The organism is Spirosoma gilvum, assembly GCF_054776815.1.
This window is the reverse complement of sequence record NZ_BAAHBH010000001.1, coordinates 1,024,516-1,049,948: the sequence shown is the minus strand read 5'-3', so window position 1 is coordinate 1,049,948 and position 25,433 is coordinate 1,024,516. Positions and strand designations below refer to the sequence as shown.

The following is a 25,433-nucleotide window of genomic DNA, read 5'->3' as shown; positions in this document are numbered from 1 at the left end:
ATTTCCTCTTTTCTGTCATGACCCAACCGACGACGTTTCCCAACACTATCCAAACTCGCGCCAATCGATCTGCGCTCCTGGTTGGCAGCCTGCCCTTTGCCGACGAAACAGCCTGTATGAGGCAGGCCCTTGAGTCGTTGGGTTCTGCCCTCTTTTGCCTGCCCGATGGGGAAGTCGGCGAGAAAAGTCCGGCCTTCCCAAAAGGGAATCGGATTGCCTGGGTCGTTTATGCCATCGAAAAACTGACTGCCGATTCAAAAAACTGGCAAATAACTAAGCAAGCCAAACGAAGCACCGACGATGGCATGGCGGTCGATTATGACAGTTTTCAGAAACTAAAGCCCCTGCATACGCCTGCTGAGATGCCCAACCATGTTCAGCTGGGCTATGACGACTTTTTCCGAAGCAGTTATCCTGTTTTCCGGCGTCTTCGCGACCAGTATAGACTCCCGGCACTGAAGTTTCAGATGGGCGTACCTACGGGCTTTGCCATGGGGTTTGCCTTCGCCAGTCCGATCACCTGGCTACGATACACCTATGCGTTCAACACGGTCATCGCCCGTGAAGTCAATGCTGCCCTGGCCGAAGCAGGCAATGATCTGCTGATACAGATTGAAGTTCCGCCCGAGTTATACGCTGCCTATAAACTACCCACTCCGCTGATGGGTCTGGCGTTGCGCCCAATTCTGGACCTGCTCACTAAAATCAGCCCTGGTGCCCAGATCGGCATGCATCTATGTCTGGGCGACTTTCACAATCATGCGTTGGTACACCCCAAAACCTTAGGCAAAATGGTGGCTTTTTCCAATCGACTCGTCGAAGCCTGGCCGCAACAGCACTCGTTGGCCTACATCCACTACCCGCTGGCCGAAGGATTGGTGGCCCCTCCGACCGACCGAAACCATTATGCACCGCTCGCCAATATACAATTACCAACCAATACGCGCTTTGTGGCAGGCTTTGTGCATGAAAAGCGCACGCTGGACGAAAACCGTCAAATTCTGGAAAGCATCGAATCCGCCCGCCAACAACCAGTTGACATTGCCTGTTCCTGCGGGCTTGGCCGTCGGTCGCCCGAAACAGCCCGTCAGCTACTCGCCCTGACGGCTCAACTTACGGACATTTAAGTATATTGCCTGGCGTTGGCAGGTAGCCGACTGGTAAGCCACCTTCCCGAAAGCTCTACCCTTTCGGGAAGGGTCAATTCATGATATACCTTTAGCGTATGAAAATTGCATGATTCTGGCGCAAACGAGTCGTTAGCCCTCGAAACTGACCCTATGAATCCTTATATAGCCATATACCCCGAAGTACAGGAGGCCATCGCCAGTGGCAAACCGGTCGTAGCACTCGAGTCGACCATTATCTCCCATGGAATGCCATGGCCACAAAATGTCGAAACAGCGATAGAAGTAGAAGAGATGGTGCGAGCCAATGGAGCTATTCCGGCTACCATCGCCATTTTTAATGGTAAATGCCACGTTGGCCTTTCCCGTCAACAACTTGAATATTTTGGGCAGGCAACGAATGTGTGGAAAGTAAGTCTGCGCGATATGCCTTTTGTGATTAGCCAGCAGTTGTATGGCGCTACCACCGTAGCCGCTACCATGCGTATAGCCAGCATGGCCGGTATCCAGACATTCGTTACAGGAGGTATTGGAGGAGTTCATCGGGGAGCCGAACACAGCATGGACATCTCAGCCGATTTGACGGAAATGGCGCAAACGTCGGTGGCGGTGGTATCGGCCGGTATAAAGAGTATACTGGACATTGGACTCACCCTTGAGTACATGGAAACAAAAGGCATTCCAGTCGTTACAATTGGCCAGGACGCCCTACCTGGATTTTACAGTAATCAGAGCCCTTTTTTGTCGCCACTCCGGCTGGACACCCCCAAACAAATTGCAGCCATGCTTAAGGTCAAATGGGAACTGGGACTTCAGGGATCTGTACTGATTGCCAACCCCTTACCCACGCATCAACACGTGCCATATGATGAGATTGAAATAACCATACAGCATGCCTTAGAAGAAGCCAATAGCCAAAAAATTACGGGCAAACAGATCACCCCATTCTTACTCAACTACATTGCCACTCATACCCAGGGCGAAAGCCTACAAGCCAACATAGCCCTGATTAAAAACAATGCGATTGCCGGAGCCAACATTGCGGTAGCTTTAGCTTCCATTTAGCGTAACAACCGATAGCTCTTAAACCAATTTTGTAAACCATCAGTCGGATAGCCAAACTCATTGTCTCAATTTCCTAGTCGTTAGTCAATAATCCGCGAAATAAGCACCTTCCTTATCGAATACGGGAACTAGTGGGTAAAACGGATTATTGCTCTTGTCAATGAGTTATATCATGGACAAAAGGAGGTCTATTTCAGACCTTTACTGCTTGTTCCGATCCAGTAGGCTTGCAGATGATGACACTTCCTTTTATTTGGCTTGTAGATGATGATCCAGATGATCGGCTTTTGCTGCGAATAGCCTTCCAATGGATGCTGCCTAAAGCCACCATGCTGCTGTTGTCCGACGGCGATCAGGTTATTCCTGCCTTTCAGAAGCTAAACCAGCGTCCTGATCTTATCCTTATGGGTCTACAGATGCCCCGCCCAAATGGTCTGGAAACCCTCGAATCGCTTCGCCGATACCCTGGCCTAGGTGAGGTACCCATTGTTATCTTAATCGATACAGAAACTAAAACGATTAGGGAACAACTATTGCGAGCAGGTGCCGACGAGGTAGTTTCAAAACCTAATGCCTTTGATCAGCTTCTTCAACTGGTCGTTCACTGGATCATAACCTGGCTATAGTACTTTCTTACGAATTGGCATTCTTCAGGCTTTTTCGCATCCAAAAAGCGGTATTGTATTACAAACTAGGCAAATTTTTATAGAACAATGATAAAAATCATGTAACACTCTGATTCTTATCATCTCATAAATATATATTATATAATTTTGCTTTGTAACATACTACTAACTTTGTCGTAAGTATAGTTACATATTACCTTCCGCTTTCCAACATGATAAACTTTATCCAGCTTCAGGACGATTCCTTCTACTCTAATCTGGTAGAATACATTAATAAAGTACAGCAACATTATGCGGGTCACCCGCAGGTATTTCCGATGACTCATCAGCTCGCCAAACAGATCCAGGAGGAATCGATTCGCAGAAAGCGTAGCAATTAGGTGCTTACAATCAGCCGTACTACTAAATCTGGTTGTTTGCGATTTAGGTGTGTAGCCTACGAAGTAACGTATAGGCTACCGTTATCCAGAACACTATAGATAGTTACTGACTGTTTCAATGAAGCTGCATACCCTACCAGCAACTACATTAATCGGGATGGGATTCTGGCAACGCCGAACCAGAACAACCGAATATGCTCCACTATTTTAAGCAACTCAACATGTGAATCAGGCTTGGTAATAAACCCACTGGCTCCCAGGTCGTATGCCCGGTCAACATCTGAATCTATTTCGGATGTAGTCAACATAATAACCGGTATCTGTCGATAGAGGGGTGAATTTTTGAGAAACGTGAGCGCTTCAAATCCGTTGATAACCGGCATATTAATATCCAGCAGGATCAGGTCTGGAACTGCTGGCAACAATGGAACACGTTCAATAAACTCGTCGACAGACGAAACAAACAAGAGCTTATAATTAATGGAATCGTCTTTAAAGGCAAGTTTTAATAAAAGCTGATCATCTAGATCGTCATCGACGATTAATAGATTGTAAGGCTTCATAGTGAGTAGCTGGGATCATAGAGGTAGACAAATTAAATAGATTAAGTCGAAAATTTACGGTGTCAATTTAACTATGTCAGCTCTTCTATTTTCCCACTGGCAGATCCGTTCAGGTTGCCACCGGTCCATGTCTAAAGGGCCTTACTGAAAGTTAGTGATAATCAGCTTTACAATTCTTATACCAAATTATTCAATAAACTGATCCAATCCCCTCTACGGCTTACAAATAAAGGCAGTTGACGGCGCGTACTGTCGAATTTTAATTTCAGGTATACAACCCACTACCCTATCAAAACTTAAGATCAGTACCCCTTCAGCCCTAAATCAGGTGTGCCTATTTGTCTAAAATAAGGCTAAAAAAATGCTCCTTTTTCAGCAAAAAACCTCCTTTTTTTTGTTCTATTATTGAACATAAACAACGAATACTGACCGAAAAATGGAACCTTTCAGCGTTTCCAATCTTGCATCGATTGCCCCCGAATCGGGAACCGCTCGCGTTCCTCGTCGAAAAGTAAATGGAGAGGCTACAGCGGCCCTCCTGATAAAAATGGCTAGTGAACTATTAGCGGCATCGCCCACGCTTCGCAAACGAATCAATGTGAATTTATCCGATCTGGCTGCGGCTGAAAAAGTACGTCGCGAATTAGCCAGAAAATCCACGGGTACTCACTAATTTATTCAACTAATGAGTTACGAAAGCCCCATCAGAAACGGTGGGGCTTTCGTCATTTCTTCTCCAGTACTTTATGAACGAGTTGCTTCAGGGTATCCAGTTCAACCTGAAGTTCCTGTAGCTTGTGGTTTTTCAGTTGGTCAGCTTTCTCCAGTTGAATCGTGTACAGTGTTAGTTCTTCAATCTTTTCCAATAAGATCGCGTTCATTCTTGCTAAATCAACCCCCTCCTCAACCATTTGCCTGGCAGTAGGCACACCTGGCAAATGGCCTTGCTGGTCGATGTAAGCCGCTACCGACGCCAGTGGTCGTAAGGTATAGTCCGATGCAAAGACTTTATCGCTCCAGGCATTAGCCTGACTGATCCGAAGTTGATAGCGCCCTTTCACAACGTCACCTTGTTCATTGACCGTTAAAAACGCATCTGTAGCGTACGAAACCGGACTCTGGCTCGTAAGCTGCTCGAAGCGTACACCCGACTCATGCAGTTGCTCTCCCCGCACGTGCAGTCGGGCAGTAGGTGCCGACGTACCAATGCCCACATTGGCCTGATTGCCCAGAATAACGGCGTGGCTGACTGCAACTCGGGCATCGGCTCCAATGGCCGTTCCGTGGTGTACTCCTTCTTCAGCCTGTACATTATAGCCCATTAGTACATTGTCATCGCTGGTTGTCACAAGCGTACCGGAGTTGGGCCCAATGATAATATTATTACTTCCGGTCGAGTTATTGTAGCCTGCCCGATAGCCCACAAATATATTTTGCGAGCCTGTTGTATTGCTATTCCCGGCATGATAACCCGTAAATACATTGTTTGCTCCAATGGTATTGGCCAACCCGGCATTATACCCCATAAAGGTATTCGATGCACCGCTGGTATTGGCATACCCGGCATGGTAGCCTACCAGCGTATTGTTGTTTCCTGCTCCATTCGTAAATCCTGCTGCTGCCCCTAGAAAGGTATTGTTGATTCCGTTTGTAGTTGTTGCCCCAGCGTTATAGCCCATAAAGCTGTTGTTGCTTCCACCCGTATTTGATTGCCCGGCGTAGGTTCCAACAAATACATTGTTGAAACCGCCTGTATTGTCCTGACCGGCAGCCGTTCCCACAAACGTATTAAATCCACCTGTGGTTGTAGACTGACCAGCAACCCGACCCACAAACGTGTTCTGATCACCTGTCATCGTCAGGTTTCCAGCTTCAACACCAACCAAAGTTGTGTTGACCGTGTTCGTTGCGGAATTGGGCACTGTAGCCGTGTTGGCGATGTAATTGGTCTGAGCAACGGTCAGAAAGGGTAGTACACTGACGATCAGGGTATAAAAAGAGGAGCGCATAGTTGATTGATGGCGTTTGTTGGTGCCATAAAACAACTATGCGCCCTCGTTTGGTAAAACCCTAAATGAATGGAAGGTCGTTTTGAGTTAACAACTAGCATAAATCACAATTTACTACTCATCCACTCTTTTAAAACTGCTTTCCATCTATTGCGTCTTTGTAATTTGAAACTGCTCGCCGAACTGTGACACGGCTGACACAGGCGATTGATTATCAACTATGGAATCAGCCGTTCCACAGCTTAACATGCACTCTCTGTAATTTAATTAACCTCGCTGTTTTACACCGTCGCAATGGGCTTGGCCGGAAGCTCTGCCTCTGTAAATAAATCCTCCTGCTCGCTCTGATCCCCTTTTCGCTTGCGCGACAGGAAGGTGTACATAGCCGGAATCACGAACAGGGTCAGCACTAACGAAAACAACAGGCCACCAATAATGACAATCCCCATCGACATTCGGCTCTGACCGGCAGCTCCCAGGGCCAACGCAATAGGTAACGCGCCGAGTATCGTCGCCAGACTTGTCATCAGGATCGGGCGAAGGCGAAGCGAAGCGGCTTCCAGGGCCGCTGCCCGTATTGACATACCTTCTTCCCGAAGCTGGTTGGCAAATTCTACGATCAGAATCCCGTTTTTCGTAACCAGCCCAATCAGCATGATAATACCAATCTGACTGAAGATGTTGAACGTCTGATTAAAATACCAGAGTGAGAAAACAGCTCCCCCAATGGCCAGCGGCACGGTAAGCATGATGATGAACGGGTCCACAAAACTCTCGAACTGAGCGGCCAGGATGAAGTAAACCAGCACCAGGGCCAGTATGAACGAGAACAGGGTGTTCGACTGGCTCTCGGCATAATCGCGCGAGGCTCCACTCAGGTCGGTACGGATGGCTTGGTCGTTGAGCTGGTTCCGAACGGCGTTCATGGCCGCAATGCCATCGCCGATGGTTTTACCAGGCGCCAGAGCTGCCTGTACGGTGGCACTCATGTAGCGATTGAAGTGAAACAACTGCGGTGGACTGCTCTGTTCGTCCATTTTGACAATATTGTCCAATTGCACCACCTGGCCCTGATTGGTTTTCACGTACATTTTCGTCACGTCGAGGGGTTCATTCCGGTTCGCCCGGTCGAACTGGCCAATCACCTGATACTGCCGACCAGTCATCGTAAAATACCCAAATCGTTGACCAGCCAGCGCCAGTTGCATGGTTTGGGCCACATCGGCTACGGATACCCCAATTGCTTTCGCTTTTTCCCGGTCGATGAACACATTCACTTCTGGCTTATTGAATTTCAAATTCGCATCGACGGAGGTAAACGTGGGGTCTTTCTGCGCTTCTTCCAGAAAACGGGGCAGGTACTCGCGCAGTTTCTCAAAATCGGGGGCCTGAATCACGTACTGCACCGGTAATCCTCCCCGACTGTCGACCGATATGGTCTGCTGCTGTACTACTACCGATTTGGCATCGGGCATCTTTTTGAGCAGTTTGGTCGTTTTATCTGCAATCATCTGCTGAGTGAGTCCTTTCCGATCCATTTTGTCGGCCAGAAACACCCGGCCACTACCTGAGTTGGGGCTACCAGATCCCGTACGACCGGGAGCCGTTACGAGCATGATTCCCTGTTTGCCCGGCATGGAGTCCTCAAGCATCTGCCCTACCCGCAGCATATAATCGTCCATCGACTCGAATGAGGTTCCTTCGGGTGCGGTCATGTTCAGGCGAAACCAGTTGCGGTCGTCGAGTGGGGCCAGTTCCGAAGGCAGGTCTTTCCCAAAATACCAGATCATGCCCAGTGTAGCCAGAATGATCGGAAGCGCCACCCATCGGATCTTCAGGAAGCCAACCAGCTGGTCGTGGTAGGCCGTCGTCATCGCTTCGAAATAGGGTTCGGTAGCGTTGTAGAACCGGGTTTTCTTATGGGTCTTTCGGTTCAGGTAGGCGTTCAGCATGGGCGTGAGCGTGAGCGATACGAAGGCAGAAATCAGAACGGCCACCGAAATCACCACGCCAAATTCACGGAACAGCTTACCTACAAAACCTTCCATGAATATGACCGGAAGAAACACCGCCGATAGCGTAATAGACGTAGACAAAACCGCGAAGATGATCTCATTCGACCCTTTGATAGCCGCTTCAATCGGGTTCATGCCCTGTTCGATCTTCTTGAAAATATTCTCCGTAACCACAATGCCATCATCGACCACCAGCCCGGTTGCCATTACTATGGCCAGCAGGGTCAGCACATTGATGGAATAGCCCATCAGGTACATGATGAAGAATGTTCCGATCAGTGACACCGGAATGTCGATCAGGGGCCGGAAAGCCACCAGCCAGTCGCGGAAAAACAGGAAGATGATCAGTACTACCAGCCCAATAGCAATCAGTAAGGTTTCGCCCACTTCTTCGACCGATCGCTTCACAAATACGGTCGTATCGAACATAATGTCCAGCTTATAATCGGTCGGGAGGTCTTTCCGAATCTCGATCAGGCGTTTATGAACCTCTTCCGAAATATCGAGGTGATTCGAACCCGGCTGTGGCACAATGCCGAGCCCAATCATCGGTACACCATTCAGGCGGAGCACACTTTCCTCATTTTCTGGGCCAAGTTCGGCCTGACCAATATCGCTCAGGTGAATGACGTTGTCGCCGAGGGTCTTTACAATCATGTTGTTAAAATCCTCTTCAGTCCGGAAACGACCTATCGTTTTCACTGTCAGCTCGGTATTGCGTCCAACCACCTTACCACTGGGCAGTTCAACATTTTCGCGATCCAGGGCCGTTTTTATGTCTTGTGCCGTGATGTTGTAAGCCGCCATTTTATCGGGGTCCATCCAGATTCGCATGGCGTATTTTTTTTGCCCCATGATCGATACTTCACTCACACCATTGATGGTCTGTAAGCGCTGCACAATTACATTTTCGGCAAACTCATTGACTTCCAGATGCGAACGGGTATTGCTCTGCAAGGTCAGAATCATGATTTGATCCGAGTTGGCATCGGCCTTGCTCACAATCGGCGGGCCATCGATGTCGAGGGGCAGCGTTCGGGCCGAAGCCGACACCTTATCACGAACGTCGTTGGCAGCCCGTTCCATGTCGACATCGATAGCAAACTCAACGGTTATCTCGCTCCGTCCCTGGCTGCTCGACGAGTTAATGGATTTAATCCCTTCTATACTATTGAGCTGTTTTTCAAGCGGTTCGGTTATCTGCGATTCGATAATATCGGCATTGGCTCCGGCATAGTTGGTTCGGATCGAAATAACGGGGGGGTCGATGGAAGGAAACTCGCGAACCCCCAGGTATTTAAATCCCAACCAGCCAAAAAACAGGATGAGCAGGTTCATCACAATGGCCAGTACGGGTCGCTTGATCGAGAGCGTGGAAAGACTCATAGTCAATTCGTTTTAATGGATAAAGAATAATGAATAATGGATAATGCTGGAAGGCCATTTTTCATTATTCATCAACCATTTTTCATTTTAACTTTCACCGAAGCGCCATTTTTCAGCGACATGATGCTACTGATGATGACTGAGTCACCCGGTATCAGGCCTTCCATCACCTGAACCTGCTGATCGTTTCGGACGCCGGTTTTGATGAACGTTTCCTGCGCTTTACCCTGCCGAACGACATACACCTTTTTACCTTTCAGCACGGGCACTACAGCCTGCGTTGGAATCTGGATGGTTTGGTTGTTGCCCAGCGGCACATCGAGCCGAACGAACATACCGGGTACCAGTCGCCCGGAGGGATTGGCCGTGTAGGCTCTTACCTTCATGGTCCGTAACGATTCGTCGATCAACGGACTGATGGCCGTCACCTGCGCAGTCATGGATGTCCCGAGCCCATCGGCGGTGAACCGAACAGGACTACCGATACGAATCTGGCTTGCGTATCTTTCGGAAACGGAGAAGTCAATTTTAACGGGATTCGTCTGTACGAGCGTGGTCACCAGCGTTCCGGGGGTCAGAAAAGCGCCATTACTAATGGCCCGCAGGCCAAGTTTTCCGCTGAAAGGTGCCCGAATTTCGGTTTTGGCCAACTGAGCCATCAGCAAGTCTTTATCGGCACGGGCGGTGTTTACATTGCTTTCGGCAATATCGTATTCTTCCCGGCTGATCCCCTCTACAGCGAGCAGACGCTTCTGACGGGCTTCGATATCTTTAGCCCGTTTTTCGAGGTAGCCCAGCTTGACCAGTTGTGCTTTCAGCTCTTCGTCGTTGATTTTAGCGATCAGTTCCCCTTTGCTGACATAAGCGCCTTCTTTCGCGTTTAGCTGCATGAGTCGCCCCGACACTTCGGCCTTCAGTTCGACAATTTCATTGGGTAAGACCGTACCGGAAACGGCCAGCACATTAGTTAGTTTTTCGGAGCGGGCCAGGTAGATATCCACGGGTATGGTCGAGGGTTTATCACCTGATTTACCCTTTGCTTCACCTTTACCGGAACTTCCGGCACCGCTTCCACCGGGCGTTTTTGTATCGGGTTTAGGAAAAAAGTAAACCTTGCCAAGCGTTAATGCACTAGCCAGCAAAGCGAGAATAATAAATGTTCGCATAAATAAGTACAGGTATTAATAGGCAATCCCTGTAAAATTTACGCCTAAATACCTGATTTCCTATAGTTGCGACTTAATTCATTCAATAAACCCACTAGCCTATAAACGTTGTCTAATAGTTTATCAAAAAAAGCTAAGCTGAGCAGCTAATCAACGTTTACAGCCAAGAGTGAACAGCTAGAACGCTTGTCTATATACGCAAAGCTATTTTATTGGTTTCTAGTAAGAGCTGCGTACCATAATCTGAGGATTGCCTATTAGTTGTCAACTTGTTATTACCTGATCAACATCCTACCTATCAGGATTTTACTATACTCAAAAGACTTTTTCAGAATTATTAGGTAAAAATAACTAATCAACCAAGAACAAGAATGCTTATCAAGTTGTTAGTGCAACGTCGGCTCTGTATTACACGTATCTATCCATAAACCGAAGCCCAGTTCAAAACATACCGCTCACTATTGGGGCATTACCCTGATCAGACCAGATGTGTTTACTAACTGGGAATTTATTCTGCCGACGAATACTGAAAAACGCATATGTACTCAACAGAAACGAATCGATTGCTCACACAACTACAGACAATTTATAGGGATTTAATACAGATTAGTTCTGTAGAGCGAGCCAATACCTATCAGCTACGGATTTCAGCTATCGAGCAGGCCCGGCACCGCATCAGCGAGGACGTTGAAGCTTGTCAACAAATTCTCGATGAGTTTTCGCCCGAGTTTACGACTATCCAACAAAGCTTAACGACCATTGTCAACGGAAAAAACTAATCCTGTTTAAGTTGTCGCTTCACTTTTAGGGCCCTAACCGATCGTTATTGTCTGTTCAAAGGGAGTCAGGCCGGTCAGGTAAACGTGCACCCCGCTGGTACGCAGGCTCCCAAAATGCGACGAGTAGAGCTCTCCTTCCAGACCTGTGATTTTGGTGTGTTGGTAAACCCCTGGCCCAAACTGGATGGTGTCAGTTCCTACGCTATATTGCCCCATCCCACTTTTCAGAAAAAAATTATCAGTCGACCCATTCTGTGGCGATACGCCCGTCAGGGTCCCTTCTTCTTTAAAGCACAGTTCCAGCGTTACGTGTACCCCGGCTTCACTGGTCACCCGAAACGTCAGTTCATTCCTCCCATTGGTTTCGTGAACCGTTATCGTTGTTTCCAGGGTCTTGACGTTGCTCTGGGGCCGGTGGCCAAAATCCATCTTATTCCAGAAGCGCCCATCCGTACTTGGTGTATGCGCGTAGTCGCCGTTGGCTTTGCGATGCTGGGCTGGTAAGGGTTGATAATACGGGGCTTCAATTTTCTGATGCAGGATGTATTTACCAGCTTCATGCCGGATTCCCTGACTATGAAAATAACCCGTGCTGAAAAAATCGGTCGACAGTCGCATGTATTTCAAAATGGCCGCCCCTTTACGAAAACTAAAAAAATTAGGGCTGTTCGACCGGCCGGAGGCAATGATAATCGGGAAATCGGTCCCCCCAAACAGTGTCGTTGTGATATCGGCCCTCCGAATACGAACCAGATTTGTGTGTTTGTAAACTACCTCAAAGTTAACCGATGGAGCTTTAGGCGTCGGTAGTGGCTTTTTATAGATTGGTTCCTCCAGATAATAGAACAACAAATCGTTTAGTACCCGATCGGTAAAGCCAGGCAGGGTTTCGATATACCGGGTGATAGCCGCCCATTCGGGTTTTTTATCATGAATGGCCATAAATCGGTACTCATGATAAAAATTCAGGATACCGATGGGCGCAAACTGATCCTGCCGACGCGAATCGACAGTAACCAGTTCGCCATCGGGTTCACAATGCACATAAACCAGATCCAGGTTTTTGCGAACGGGCCCTAACAGCGAAGGCATAGGCAGCAGACGGGCCATAGTGATCAGGGCCCGGTCAATGACGACCGAATAGTTCATGCTCCGCTCAAGGTAATTCCCTTCGTCGTCGATGTAAACACCTTCCGCCAGCCATTCATGAATCCGCTTCACATAGCCGGGATCTGGATAGAGTGCATTGATTTTTGCCAGTGCGGCCGATACCACCCATCGGTGATTGGGCGTATGGACCCCACCTGTTCTGAGAGCTTCTCCAGCTTTTACAATAAACGCCTTCAATTGCTGCTTAACGTCATTCAACGAAGCCTGATTGTTCTGTTTTAAGATCGTAGCCGCTGCGGTCAGGGGTTCCAGGATAAAAGCCGTATCGGGTGGAGAGGCCAGGTTACCAAAGTCGAGCGTACCGTCCGCATGTTGTGCTTTCAGCAGGAATCGAATAATCTTCGACATGGCAGCCACCAGTTCTTCATTCTGGTAGAACGAAGATGTCGATTCACAATATGCCGCTGCCAGGTTTGCCAGATCATACCCGGCCCGTCGACGGACTTCCGTAATCTCGACGGTTAAACTTGTAAGCAGTTTTGAGACCTCCTGTTCGTTAGCAGCTACGATCCGTTTGAAAAAATCGTCATCCGCTCTTTCTTCAGCCCAAACCATCGCGGGCACCAACGATAAACTCGCCAGTGCCCCGATTCCCAAACATTGCTCAATAAACGTTTTCCTCGAAATCATTTTCTGTCTGGTTAATTGGTTGGCTGGTTGACTGGTGAATTGGTTGATTAGTTAATTGGTAGAGCGGTTGATTAATGAAAAACTACTCGACCAATCAACCAATGAACCAACCACCAATTAACTAATCAACCAATCACCAGTCAACTAATACCCTGGATTCTGAGTTAGGACAGGATTTACGGTAAAGGCAGCCGTTGGAATAGGGAAAATCCGCCGGTTGGCATTCGCATCGGTTTTGAATCCCCATTTGCCTTCATATTTTCCAAATCGAATCATATCGTTCCGGTGCCAGGTTTCGGAAACAAATTCCCGGCAACGCTCGGTATACATATCGTTTAGTGTCACGCTCGACAATGCGGCCGAGGTGGTTCGGTTGGCCCGCAACTGATTGACCAGCGAAAGAGCCGTTTGTCCCTGCGTGGCTGTTCCACCCCGTAGAATGGCCTCCGCTTTCATCAGGATAATGTCGGAATAGCGAAACACGGGCACATCGTTGTTCTGATTCCGGGAGGTCGACGACGCATCGGGGTAGAATTTGATGTTGCGGTAGCCCATGTTCCAGGCGACCTCATCATTGCCCAGGTCGAACGTCGCTACGTCCTGACGGAGAACGATATCCGGTGTCAGATTTACCTGGTAGGTGTAGGCAGCACTCCCATCCGAACCGGTATAGAACTGATCGTAGCCCTTCTTGGTCGTCGTAACAGTTACCGGTGTAACGCCATCATTCATGTACTGAAGCCCCGTTAGCCACTGGCCATTTCGGATGTCGTTAGGATCATTGAAATTCGCATAAAACTCCGGCAGGGTGCTTTCGGGGGCACTGGGCGTAAAGGGCAGGTTGAACTTCTTCGTTTCCGAACGGGGTACGTCATATCGGGCGTGATACATCATGCCATTGGTGCCCGGCATTGCCGATGCTGCCGGATCGTAAGGAATTGCGAAAATAAACTCCTTCATCTGCGGCCCATTGTTCGGATAGAACATCTGGAGGTACGACGCACGCGGTTCGAGCGAATATAGCCCCGAGTTCATCACACTATCGCAGGCAACCACACAGTCGCTGTAGCGTTGCGTACCGGTATAATACTCCGCATTCAGGTACATTTTGGCTAACAGGGCAAAGCCGGTAAACTTATTGGCTCGTCCGTACATACTTTGGCCGGAAGTCCGGCTTAGGTAGGGCATGGCATTTTTCACCTCTTTCTCGATGAACGAAAACACCTGAGCACGTGGCACGTTCGGGTGGGGAGAGAAATCACCGTAGGTCGTGTCGATGGGGACGTTACCGTACAGGTCCATCATCATAAAATACGCCAGTGCCCGCACCATTTTCAATTCAGCTAGGTTTGTCGACTTCGATGTACCCGTCGGAATGGTTTTATCCAGTATAGAAAGCGCCTGATTGGTAGTACCAATTACGGTCGATAGCCAGGTCCAGTTGCTATTGGTCCAGCCATGATCTTTCGTCCATTCGTGGTAATGCAGCATCCGATAATTCTGATTATCGTACCAGTTGCCTCCACGAGCGGGTAAGATGGCCTCGTCGGTGCTTAAGGTTTGGATAAACCAGTAGTCGAGGGCAAAATTTCCGCGCAGAGCGGCATAGGGAGGTCCCGATGCCTGAATAAACTGCGTTGAGTTCTGGGGGAAAATATCAGGGGTCAATTCGGTATTGACCGGTACATTCAGGTCATGGCAGGCCGTAGTCAGGTAAACCACCAAGGCCAGCAGCACGCCAGGAATAGCTATTTTTTTCATCGCTTTTTTTCGAATAAGGTTTAGAATGACACGTTTACGCCCACCAGAATCGTCCGGGTTTTGGGATAGAAGTTGTTCGAATCGATACCGGGAGCAATGCCTCCCTGATTCACTTCGGGATCAATTCCCTTATACCCAGTGATCACGAATGCGTTATTGACAGTCGCATACACCCGAAGCGTTTTTACGTACTCACCCAATTTCTTGAAATTGTATCCCAGCGTGGCATTGTCTAAGCGAACATAACTGCCATCTTCAATGAAGCGGGTCGAGTATTTGTACGCGTTCACATCACTGGGCGACTCATTGGCTGCATCAACCAGAATGTTGGTAAACTGAGCCGTGCTGGGCCGGAACAGATCAGCGCGGGTAGCGTTGAAAATCTTATTGCCGAATACGCCCCGGACGAACAGGTTGAAATCGAAGTTGCCGTAGTGTAGCGAGTTGGTCCAGCCAACGAGGAGCTTCGGTTGTGGGCTACCGGCATATCGGTAATCGGTACCAATAACAGGCGTGGTGGTCAGACTGCCATTCCGGGAAAGGTATTGCGAAACACCTTTATCATTTTTACCGGCATACTCCAGGGTAAAGAATTCGCCCAGCGGCATGCCTGCCTTCAGAATTTGCAAGGTACTGCCCGTTTGTCCGGCCCCTTCAGGTTGCGTGGTCCGGGTCGAGTCACCACCGACGAAGAGTGGGTTGGTCAGGCTGGTGATTTTGTTGGTATTATGCGCCAGGTTCAGGCCGGTAGTCCAGCTAAAATTGGTTGTCCGAACGGGGGTAGCGCTCAGGCTAAGCTCAATCCCTTTGTTGCTCATGTTGCCACCATTGGCGATTATGCTGCCGACGGGCACCAGGATCGGGTCGACCCGGTACGAGTAGATCATACCCGTAGTGGTTTTGTCGTACCATTCCAGCGTACCGCTCAGTTTGCCTTTCAGCACGGTAAAGTCAAGACCGATATTGGCGGTTGCCGTCCGTTCCCATTTCAGGTCGGGGTTCGCAGCCTGGGTGGGGCCATAGGCCGAGGTCTGCACCCCGTTGTAATAGTAGGTCCCGAGACTACCGGAGATAAACTGAGCCGTATAGGCATTAAAGCCCGACGAGTTACCCGTTACGCCATAGCTGGCCCGCAGTTTGAGGTCGTTGAACAGACTCTGTTTCTGCATAAAATCCTCCTGCCCGATGCGCCAGGCAACGCCCACGGCGGGGAAATAACCCCACTGATTGTTGGCACCAAACACAGAACTACCATCCCGGCGAATCGAGCCCTGAACCAGGTACTTGTCTTTGTAATTGTAGTTCAGACGGACGAAGTCGGAGATCAACCGCGTTTCTTGGTAAATGCCATCGGCTCCGAAATTGATCCGGTAGCTTGACACGGCATAGGGGTTACTGAGGGCAAAGTTGTTATACCCGATGTTGTCGACGGGAAAATTGGTGCTGGACGTCTGGAAACCATCGCCCGAAACGGCACCCTGCCACGAATAACCCAGTACCGCATTGATGGTATGGTCGCCAAAGGATTTGTCCCAGGTCAGGAACGTTTCCAGCACTTTACGGGTCGTCTGGTACGTATTCCGTAAGGCCGAGCCATTGGTCCCAAAGTTCAGCAGTCCGTGTACAGCCGGTGGATCGGGATTATTGTAGAAGTTGGCACTGTTATACTGGGTAAAATAGCTGTCGTAGGCTTCACCATGTAATGAGGTGTTGTTCTGATACGACAGGTTTAGGTCGTAAGTCAGGCCGAAGGGCAGGTTCACATGCGTATTCAGCGACCCCACCAGGTTGTTGTATTTGGTATTATCCTTGGCGTGATTGATGATGGCCACCGGGTTGAAATAGCCCGTATTCTGGAAGTTCTCGAAATAGCTGCCATCCGCGTTGGTCACGGGCGAAACCGGCAGGTGGTTGATCATCTGCAACAGCACGTTGTTCCGCAACGGGGTGTTGTTGGCATTGCTGGCCGAGTTGGTCACGTTGAGGCTAAACCGAATCCGGTCGTTCAGGGCATACTGATCCACAGCCAGCCGGGCAATCACCCGATTCAGGGAGCTACCCTGCAAAATACCCTGCTTATCGAGGTAGTTGATGCTGGCGCTGTAGGTGCTGTGTTCGGTGCCCCCACTGATCGACAGGTTGTGGTTCTGTGAAATGGCGGAGCTTTTCTCGACGGCTTCCTGCCAGTTGGTGTTGGCGCCTTTATCGTCGGTGGGCGAAAACGATTGGCCATTCTTGGTCAGGAAATCACGGAGCTGAGCCGCATCCATCATCTTCAGTTTGCTTGATACAGTTTCACTACCTGTGTAGCCGCTGTAGTTGACCACCATCTGCCCTTTTTTACCCCGTTTGGTTGTCACCATAATCACCCCGTTGGCAGCCCGGTTTCCGTAAATAGCTGTAGCTGCCGCATCCTTCAATACATCGATCGACGCAATGTCGTCGGGAGCAATGATGGAGATATCGGCTCCTGGCACCCCGTCGATGACGTAGAACGGCCCCTGCGAGCTGTTGATGGTCGAAGCCCCACGTAATACCACAGCGGCTGGTGCGTTGGGGTCACCACTGGCCGAAATATTCAGTCCCGGTACTTTACCCTGAAGCAATTGCCCTACATCGCTGATGGCCCCCCGGTTTAGTTCTTCGGGTTTGATGGTGCTGATGGCGCTGGTCAGATTTTTACGTGACTGCGTACCATACCCTACGACCACCACTTCGTTCAGTGACTTTTCGTCGGCCAGCAGGCGCACCTGAATGGCGGTTTGGCTCCCCACCCGAATCTCCTGAGGCTGATAGCCCACAAAGCTAAACACCAGCACGGCCGAATTGTCGGGAACCGATACCCGAAAAGCGCCCTGTCCGTCGGTTGTGGTCCCTCTTGATGTTCCTTTTACGACGATGTTTACACCGGGCAGGGCCTCCCCTTTCGCATCCCGTACCGTACCCGTAACGATCTGGTCGGCCACGACCAGGTTTTTCGCATCGGCAAGGGCGAGTACTTTCCCATCCGGTTCGGCTGAGATTGTCGTCGGAAACGACTCTGGTTCCAGATTGACCGATGTTGTGGCGGCCGACGTAGTTTTTGCCTTGCTGGCCTTACCAGTCTGAATCAGATACGCGTCCTTTTTTACTTTTTTATACCGTAGGCCAAGCGGTTGCAGGAGTTGCTTTAATTCGGCTTCCACTGATCGGCTGAAATCCGGTACAGGGGCCATATAGCCTTCAACGGCTTTATCTTCGAACAACAGGTCGACCTGATAGGTCTTCTTCAGTTGCACCAATACATCTTTAAGTGGAAGCGATGTCGATGACTGGGGCTTTTGCAGCGACATCCCGTTGGTCTTCTGATACCGCTTTGCCAGCACCTGCCCCGAAGCAGGCCAGATCTGTGTGGCTAGCAGCAACACAACAAAGGGTTTAATAAGTAAGGAGTTTTGCATTGTAGGGAGTATTAAAAATCGTATCAAGGGGTAACGGGCTCTGTAAACGTAATCTGATTGCCTTTCTGGCTAACCGTAATCTCCAATAGATCAGCAATAACCTGGCTTAATTCGGAGGCCGTTCGGGTGCTAAACGTACCCGAAACCGTACGTTCGGCCAGCGCCGTATCGGCAATGTGAACATGCATACCATAGTTTTCTTCCATGAGTTTAGCGATTTCGCCAAGGGCCGTCTGATCGAATTCAAATCGATGCTCCTGCCAGGCCACATAGGCATCGGGCCGGGCTACATGCTTTATCGACCAGTATCCCGACGAATCCAGGCTAACCAAATCACCAGGTTTTAAAGTGATTCGCCGGGCCGTCGGATGCTGGGTCCGGACAATCTCCACTTTTCCTCGCCGTAGCACCACTTTGGCTCCACGCGGACGAGAGAACACATTAAATTCGGTGCCCAGTACCACCACATCGAGATCATGATCAGTACTCACCACAAACTGGGCGTGGTTTTTCATATGCTGAACCGCGAAACTAGCCTCCCCTGACAGATACACCCGACGTGCCTTATCGCCAAACCCAAATCGGGGATAGCGTAACGACGAATTAGCATTCAGCGTAACCACGCTTCCTTCGGGCAGAACTATTTTCCGAATCTCTCCATAGGCGGTTGTTTCCGAACGGTATAGTATATACGAACGACCTGCATACAGCGCGCTCATGAATACGAGTCCGGCGACAACGGCTGCCCATTGCCAGGGTGCAAAAAATCGATTGGTCGACTGACCGCCGATCTGGGGTTGAAAAGGTGGTTGTTCGGCCAGAAGTTTGGTCAATGATTTTTCCAGCGGAGCTTCCACATCCACAGCATACTGCGGATTTAGAAGCTCCCATTCTTCGAGCCATTCATAGTACAGTTCCTTATGTGCCGGATCTTCGAGCCACTCGGCAATCATCCGATGTTGAAGTGGCGTCACACGATCTGCGAAATGCTCGAAGATCAATTGTTTGTTGACAGGAATATTCATTAGATATTCAATGGGTATGTATAGCTTTATTCAGGTTCAAAGCAGTAGGCCAGCGAGGGCGATCAATCCACAAATGGTAAACAGGGCGGTTCGCAATTGATTGAGTGCTTTGGAAATATGCATCTCGACCGCTTTCACCGAAATCGACAACTCGTCGGCAATTTCCCGGTGTTTCTTATTCTCGAACCGGCTCATCAGAAAAACGCGCTGACACTGAGGGGGCAACGCTTTAATAACAGCCTGTACTTTCGTGTATAGTTCGGTGAACAACAGGATTTGCTGAGGATCTTCCGGTTCGGCAATATCGATTAGCTGATCAGTAGTTGGTGGCTGGTGCGCCAGCTCATCGCGCAGGTGATTGTAAATTCGATTTCGCAAGGACCGAAACAGGTAAGCCCGCATCGACGTGGTGATATGCAGATGCATCTGCCCTTTCCAGAATGCCGAGAACACTTCTGCCACCAGATCTTCGGCCTGCTCCTTCGACTGAACAAATCGTACGGCATGATTGCAAAGCGGCCGGTAGTAGCGCCGAAATAATAATTCGTATCCTTCGCGAATACTCCGATCAAAAGCCTGCCGGATAAACACCTCCGAATCGACCACTCGACTTTCGTTGCTGCCGGAATCGGTACCCATGATGGATTTACCGCGATATTCAGGATAAAGAGACTGAGGCTGACTCATAGTTCGGGTTAATTACTTACGAAGACACGAAAGCGATAGGGCACCCTATCCCCTCGTTAAAAATAATTTCACTTTGTGAGGAAAATTTTGAACCTGCAAGCGATCATATCCTAAGAAATAGGCCGTTTCTGACGGCCAATACCCTATTTTGGGTTAAATTTTAATTTCGCAGCCGGCAGGATTAGCTACCATTTTTTTGATCGGTTAACGTCTATACGACAAATCGAAAATCCTGTACCGTATTTCCTCATACCTTTTTTGTTTCTTGCGGAACCGTCAGAAACGAGTTGCTTTCCGATTAATTCACTTCAGTCTAGTTCGCTCGTGTATGGTATACGACGCTATAGTTATCGGTTTGGGAGCCATGGGGAGCGCCACGCTTTACCAGCTCTCAAAACAAACGCCCCATATTCTGGGTATTGACCAGTTCGATCCTCCACATACGCAGGGCTCCACCCACGGCGATACGCGCATTACCCGACAGGCCATTGGCGAAGGGTTACATTTTGTTCCCCTCGCCCTACGCTCCTACCAGATCTGGCGCGAACTTGAACAAGCCTCCGGCGAAAATCTGTTGACCATTACGGGCGGATTATTTGTTGGGCAGCCTAACTCAACCATCCAAACCCGCAATAAACCGTACTGGCTAAACACGACCCTCCAGGCGGCCGATCAGTTTGGTATTGCGCATCGCCTGCTAGACGCAAACGCCCTCCGAAAAGAATACCCACAGTTTCGGTTTGACCAACATGATATTGGCTATTATGAAAATGAAGCTGGTTTCTTAAGCCCCGAACGTTGCATCCGGGTTCAACTGGAACAGGCTCGACAGGCAGGGGCATCCATCCATACGAATGAGCGGATGCTCTCGTTTCAGCCGACAACTTCAGGAGTGATAGTTCAGACTGATAAGGGACAGTATCAAACCCGAAAATTGATTCTGACCACTGGTTCATGGATTACGGAATCGCTTCGCCAAACGCCCTATCGTGAGCTACTACGGGTCTACAGACAGGTACTTTACTGGTTCGCTATTGACGGAGAGTATGCACAGTACACACCCGACAGGATGCCGATCTTTATTCTGAATGACCGGGGTATTTACGGCTTTCCGGCTATAAATGGCCCCAAAGGAGGACTCAAAGTGGCGACCGAAACCTACGAACACGTAACCACGCCTGACACCGTTCATCGAAATAGTAGTCAGGCCGAAACGCAGCGCATGTACGAACAGTTCGTTGCTCCCAACCTCGTAGGTATCGGTCCGAATTGCCTTAAATCAGTCGTTTGTTTATACACCATGACTCCGAATGGGGATTTTATCATCGACCAGCATCCCGATTACTCGGATGTTTTATTAGCCTCGGCCTGTTCCGGGCATGGCTTTAAACATTCGGCCGCCGTCGGGCAGATTTTAGCGGAGCTGGCCCTTACAGGCCAGACTACGTTCGATATTTCCCGATTTCGACTCAATTCGGTTGCCGTCTAGTGCCGACAAATTCTATTGGTACGTTGGTTTCCATTAACTTGTGGGCATGAAACACTTCCTCCTCGGTCTTACTACCTGTTTTTGGGCGTTTAGTACCAGCTTTGCCCAATCTACCCCTCCTACCGACACGCGTTTACCCCGGATTGCCATCGCTGGCCTGGGAATCGAATCCAGTACATTTTCTCCGGCGGTTACACTGGAAGAAGCGTTCCACGCCCGATATGGTCCTGAGGTGTTCAACGCCTACCCATTTATGATGCCCGTTTCCCCATTGCGTAAGCAGGCCGCCTGGTTCCCGACGGTTGTTGGAAAATCACTTCCCGGCGGAGCCGTAACCCGCGAAGCCTATGAATCGTTGGTCGGCAAAATGCTGGATTCGCTCAAGAAGTATGGTCCCTACGATGGCCTGTATTTCGACATCCACGGCGCCATGAGCGTGAAAGGTCTCGATGATCCCGAAGGCGATCTGATCACCCGCATCCGACAGGTTATTGGTTATAAAACGCTCATTTCAACGTCCATGGATTTGCACGGGAATGTATCCTGGCGGCTGGCTCAAAACACTGATTTGATGACCTGCTACCGAATGGCTCCCCACGAAGATGCCATGCAAACTAAAGAACGGGCCGTAATGCACCTGTTGGAGCGGATCAAAAACGGTAAAGGCAAACCAGCCTACAAAGCCTGGATACCCATCCCGATTTTATTGCCGGGCGAAAAAACCAGTACACGCATCGAGCCAGGTAAAAGTCTCTATCAGGAAGTAGCTCCCCTGGCCGACCATCAGCCGGGTATTGTCGATGCGGGTATCTGGATCGGGTACGCCTGGGCCGATGAGCCGCGCAACCATGCCGTGGTGATGGTTACCGGCGACGATAAAACCAGCGTGACTCAGGCGGCCGAGAAACTGGCCCAGCATTTCTGGCGGGTGCGCTCCGAGTTTGGGTTTGTAGCCCCCACCGGTACACTGGACGAATGCCTTGCCAAAGCCTTAGCCAGCCCTAAACATCCATTTTTCATCAGTGATACCGGCGACAATCCGACAGCGGGTGGTGCCGGTGACGTCACCTGGACACTGACCCAGATTCTGTCTCGACCAGAATTTCAGAAAGCAACTGGTCCCTCCTTGATTTATGCGTCAATTCCGGCACCCGAACTTATCCGGAAAGCGATTGCAGCTGGTGTAGGCGGCCGTGTGGAAGGAACCGCCGGTGCTGCTGTCGATGCGCGATATGCACCACCGATCCCCCTCAAAGGCACCGTGGAGTCAATAGTAAAAGGCGATAAAGATGCCGAAGTAGAAGCGGTTATTAAGGTAGGAAGTGTGCACGTGATCATTACGCAAAAGCGTAAGCCCTATCACAAAGAAATCGATTTTACCCGGTTGGGTCTGAAGCCCAGAGAAGCGGATATTGTGGTCGTGAAAATCGGCTATCTTGAACCCGAGCTGTACAACATGCGTGCCGACTGGATTATGGCCCTTACGCCAGGGGGCGTCGATCAGGATCTGTTCCGGTTACCGTACAAGCGGATCAAGCACCCCATATTCCCGTTCGACAAGGATATGAAAACGCCTGATCTGTCGGCCCAGTTGGTGCCTGTTTCCGGAACAGCGAAGTAAGTCTATTTCAACTGAGTAGTGCTTTTACCAAACGGGGAGGTTCCTAAAAATACGGGAATTTTCCCGTTTCTTTTTTATCGGCATTCTACCTTCTTTAAGGTCCAATTATACATTTATCAACAAAATACCGCCAAGTAATCATTAATTAATCACCTTTTTCCTAAACCATTCGCAAATCAATTCGATGAAAAAACTCTTAACCGGCGGCTTTCTGTTTTGGGGAAGCCTTGTACTAGCGCAAAACAATTACGTAGCCACCTCGCCTACCTCTCAGACTCCCGGAGGAAACAATACAATTATCGGCATCAATGCAGGCCAAAGTGTAGTGGATGCCCAACGAAATCTAATGCTGGGAAACTCTGCGGGTTCAGGCAATAAATCGGCCAGGGATAATATTTACATAGGCCATATTGCAGCGTCAAAAGATACTAGTAAAAACATTGGTGAAAGCATTTATATCGGGAATGAGGTAGCATTGAATTTGAAGAAGGGACAGCGAAATGTTCTGATTGGTTTTCGGGCTGCTCAAAATGCCACCCTTATGGACGAGACTATTATTATGGGGTATAATGCAGGGAGTAATTTGGGAGGAGGATTTGCCAATATCTTAATAGGCCCTAATGCGGGAACCTCCTATACAGGTATATTTCGTACTGTTTGTATTGGTCAGTCGTCAGGAGGTGGGCCGGGAGGCATCACCCCTACTCCTAAAACAGGCGACCGGGGCACATACATTGGCCATGAAGCTGCCGGGGCCGATAATCTGAACAATGCAACAGCCATTGGGGCAGGGGCTTTCGTCAGCCTTAGTAACTCGTTAATTTTAGGGAGTACGGGGGTCAATGTTGGCATTGGGAATTCAGCCCCACTTAATAAACTGGAAATTACTCATGCGCTTCCCAATCAAAGTGGTTTACGGTTTACGAATCTGACTAGCAAATCTCCGGCTTCGACCAGTACCGGAAAAGTGTTATCTGTCGATACACATGGGGATGTTATCCTCACAGCCGGAACCGATCTGACCGCCGTTTTAAGCCGTTTAGATGCTATTGAGAAGCTAAATTCGACGCAGAGACAACAAATCACAGCCTTACAACAGACCAACGACGACCTGAAAAAACGGGTCGAAACATTAGAAGGACAGCTCCTTCGGAAGAAATAATCGACCACCAGGCTAATTTGTCACTTTTCCCGTGTATACTACCTTCCTCCATGGATCAAAAAAATGCACTCCTTGAAAAACTGATCAAACATCCCCTTGATTTTGGCGATCTGGATTTCAAACACCTTACTGACCCTGCCGTCGGTTTAAATTTTGACGACCTCCGAACAGCCCTCAAACGGGTCTATAATATCAACGAATCCGCTCTCCGAACCGAGTCGGATGCCACAACGGGCGTATTGGGTCAATTCAATCGGTATATGACTTCCCGGCGTCAAAAGGCCTATTTTCGTAAAATAAATACTGGATTTGTTGGCATAGATGGGCACAAAGTGATCGTAGCGGAAGGTGATTCCTGGTTCCAATTTTTTGGGCGAGACATTATCAACTGGCTCGACGATCATAACGATTACGCCATCTTCAGCATGTCGTATGCCGGCGACTGGCTGGCCAATATCCTTTTTGAAGAAAAATACGTAGAAGAATTATCCATTCATAAGCCTTCGGCGTTTCTGGTCAGTGGTGGAGGCAACGATATGGTTGGCGGAAATCGACTGGCGATCATGACCTGTCTCACACCCAATGATGAGCTGCCCCACAAACGTACAGATAAGCAGGAATTATTGGAAGCGGGGTGCACCAGCGAGCAGGCAGAGCAGATTCTGACAGCGCAAGGACATATACTTCCCGAATTCTATGCGTTTATACTGATCCTGAAATGCCAGTATTTCATGCTTTTCAGCAGCCTGCGCAAAGCGGCTGACCTGAAAACAATGGCGATTATAACGCAGGGGTATGATTATGCCATTCCGCATGCAGGCATTCGCTTCGACTGGGCAACGCCCCTTCAACCGATCCTCAACGCCCTCCTGGGCAGTGGCAAATGGATGTCACAACCGCTGATGATTCGAGGGATTAAGACTTCGTCCATACAACGGTCCATCATCATGGCCATGATCTTTGAGCTCAATGAAATGTTTGTCAGTCTGGCCCAACGGGATGAGTTCCCCTACCTTTATCATATTGACAGCCGGGGAAATGCCCGCGACCAGGAATGGTTCGATGAGCTCCACCTTAAACCCCTGGCATTCAAACGGGTATCGGATACGTACCGACGCTGTCTGGATACTCATTTCAGTCATCTAAAGGCCACCTCAGGCCAGGGAGTGGTCAAGAATCCAACCTTTCATTTCTGGGTAAAAGGTAGCCGTATTCTCTAACAGGATCTGAAAAACTTTTCCCGACAATCAGGAGATAAACACAGGGAATTTGCTTTAGAAACAGAGTTTATAGTATTCGGTACACGGTTCAGACGGGTCCGAATACCTTTCT

Annotated in this window: 19 protein-coding genes; 10 read left to right on the top strand and 9 right to left on the bottom strand. The window is 49.3% G+C overall.

Going from position 1 to position 25,433, the window contains the following annotated elements; translation table 11 throughout:
* Positions 1–17: 17 nt before the first annotated feature.
* The 4 genes from ACYVFD_RS04225 (at position 18) to ACYVFD_RS04210 (ending at position 3,198) form a co-directional block, all read left to right on the top strand.
* Positions 18–1,127: a hypothetical protein gene (locus ACYVFD_RS04225; protein WP_461088506.1), complete on the top strand. Its 1,110-nt coding sequence runs from the start codon at positions 18–20 to the stop codon at positions 1,125–1,127.
* A 153-nt stretch (positions 1,128–1,280) separates the two neighbouring features.
* Positions 1,281–2,192 carry a pseudouridine-5'-phosphate glycosidase gene (locus tag ACYVFD_RS04220; RefSeq protein WP_461088505.1) on the top strand — a complete coding sequence of 304 codons (912 nt, stop codon included), beginning with the start codon at positions 1,281–1,283 and terminating at the stop codon, positions 2,190–2,192.
* 233 nt (positions 2,193–2,425) lie between these two features.
* Positions 2,426–2,818, top strand: a complete 393-nt coding sequence (locus ACYVFD_RS04215) for a response regulator (protein WP_461088504.1) — start codon at positions 2,426–2,428, stop codon at positions 2,816–2,818.
* A 212-nt stretch (positions 2,819–3,030) separates the two neighbouring features.
* On the top strand, positions 3,031–3,198 hold the full coding sequence (locus ACYVFD_RS04210) for a hypothetical protein (protein WP_461088503.1): 168 nt from the start codon (positions 3,031–3,033) through the stop codon (positions 3,196–3,198).
* Positions 3,199–3,341: 143 nt separating this feature from the next.
* Here the strand turns inward: ACYVFD_RS04210 and ACYVFD_RS04205 are convergent, their stop codons facing one another.
* Positions 3,342–3,761, bottom strand: a complete 420-nt coding sequence (locus ACYVFD_RS04205) for a response regulator (protein ID WP_461088502.1) — start codon at positions 3,759–3,761, stop codon at positions 3,342–3,344.
* Between the two features lie 436 nt (positions 3,762–4,197).
* On the opposite strand from ACYVFD_RS04205, the gene ACYVFD_RS04200 reads away from it, so the two are divergent.
* On the top strand, positions 4,198–4,434 hold the full coding sequence (locus tag ACYVFD_RS04200; protein ID WP_461088501.1) for a hypothetical protein: 237 nt from the start codon (positions 4,198–4,200) through the stop codon (positions 4,432–4,434).
* 52 nt (positions 4,435–4,486) lie between these two features.
* On the opposite strand, the gene ACYVFD_RS04195 is transcribed toward ACYVFD_RS04200, so the two are convergent.
* From ACYVFD_RS04195 to ACYVFD_RS04185, 3 genes are all read right to left on the bottom strand, one after another.
* A complete protein-coding gene (locus ACYVFD_RS04195) occupies positions 4,487–5,770 on the bottom strand; it encodes a hypothetical protein (protein WP_461088500.1) in 1,284 nt (427 codons plus the stop codon).
* A 281-nt stretch (positions 5,771–6,051) separates the two neighbouring features.
* On the bottom strand, positions 6,052–9,171 hold the full coding sequence (locus tag ACYVFD_RS04190) for an efflux RND transporter permease subunit (protein WP_461088499.1): 3,120 nt from the start codon (positions 9,169–9,171) through the stop codon (positions 6,052–6,054).
* A gap of 71 nt (positions 9,172–9,242) precedes the next feature.
* A complete protein-coding gene (locus tag ACYVFD_RS04185; RefSeq protein WP_461088498.1) occupies positions 9,243–10,337 on the bottom strand; it encodes an efflux RND transporter periplasmic adaptor subunit in 1,095 nt (364 codons plus the stop codon).
* A gap of 539 nt (positions 10,338–10,876) precedes the next feature.
* Here ACYVFD_RS04185 and ACYVFD_RS04180 point away from each other — a divergent pair.
* Positions 10,877–11,116, top strand: coding sequence for a hypothetical protein (locus ACYVFD_RS04180; protein WP_461088497.1), 240 nt, complete (start codon positions 10,877–10,879; stop codon positions 11,114–11,116).
* A gap of 33 nt (positions 11,117–11,149) precedes the next feature.
* Here the strand turns inward: ACYVFD_RS04180 and ACYVFD_RS04175 are convergent, their stop codons facing one another.
* The 5 genes from ACYVFD_RS04175 to ACYVFD_RS04155 all read right to left on the bottom strand — a co-directional run bounded on the left by ACYVFD_RS04175 (position 11,150) and on the right by ACYVFD_RS04155 (position 19,829).
* Positions 11,150–12,916, bottom strand: coding sequence for a hypothetical protein (locus ACYVFD_RS04175; RefSeq protein ID WP_461088496.1), 1,767 nt, complete (start codon positions 12,914–12,916; stop codon positions 11,150–11,152).
* A 144-nt stretch (positions 12,917–13,060) separates the two neighbouring features.
* Positions 13,061–14,677 carry a RagB/SusD family nutrient uptake outer membrane protein gene (locus ACYVFD_RS04170; RefSeq protein ID WP_461088495.1) on the bottom strand — a complete coding sequence of 539 codons (1,617 nt, stop codon included), beginning with the start codon at positions 14,675–14,677 and terminating at the stop codon, positions 13,061–13,063.
* 20 nt (positions 14,678–14,697) lie between these two features.
* A complete protein-coding gene (locus tag ACYVFD_RS04165; protein ID WP_461088494.1) occupies positions 14,698–18,117 on the bottom strand; it encodes a SusC/RagA family TonB-linked outer membrane protein in 3,420 nt (1,139 codons plus the stop codon).
* 23 nt (positions 18,118–18,140) lie between these two features.
* Positions 18,141–19,142 carry a FecR family protein gene (locus ACYVFD_RS04160; RefSeq protein WP_461088493.1) on the bottom strand — a complete coding sequence of 334 codons (1,002 nt, stop codon included), beginning with the start codon at positions 19,140–19,142 and terminating at the stop codon, positions 18,141–18,143.
* Positions 19,143–19,178: 36 nt separating this feature from the next.
* Positions 19,179–19,829 (bottom strand): RNA polymerase sigma-70 factor, encoded by a 651-nt coding sequence (locus ACYVFD_RS04155; RefSeq protein ID WP_461088492.1) that lies wholly within the window; start codon positions 19,827–19,829, stop codon positions 19,179–19,181.
* Between the two features lie 328 nt (positions 19,830–20,157).
* Between ACYVFD_RS04155 and solA the strand changes: the two genes are divergently transcribed.
* The 4 genes from solA to ACYVFD_RS04135 all read left to right on the top strand — a co-directional run bounded on the left by solA (position 20,158) and on the right by ACYVFD_RS04135 (position 25,321).
* Positions 20,158–21,318 (top strand): N-methyl-L-tryptophan oxidase, encoded by a 1,161-nt coding sequence (solA, locus tag ACYVFD_RS04150; protein ID WP_461088491.1) that lies wholly within the window; start codon positions 20,158–20,160, stop codon positions 21,316–21,318.
* A 46-nt stretch (positions 21,319–21,364) separates the two neighbouring features.
* Complete coding sequence (locus ACYVFD_RS04145; protein WP_461088490.1) at positions 21,365–22,939, top strand: M81 family metallopeptidase; 1,575 nt, start codon at positions 21,365–21,367, stop codon at positions 22,937–22,939.
* Positions 22,940–23,123: 184 nt separating this feature from the next.
* Entirely contained in the window at positions 23,124–24,101 is a 978-nt protein-coding gene (locus ACYVFD_RS04140; RefSeq protein WP_461088489.1) for a hypothetical protein, read from the top strand.
* 50 nt (positions 24,102–24,151) lie between these two features.
* Positions 24,152–25,321: a hypothetical protein gene (locus ACYVFD_RS04135; RefSeq protein WP_461088488.1), complete on the top strand. Its 1,170-nt coding sequence runs from the start codon at positions 24,152–24,154 to the stop codon at positions 25,319–25,321.
* The last annotated feature ends 112 nt before the right edge of the window (positions 25,322–25,433 follow it).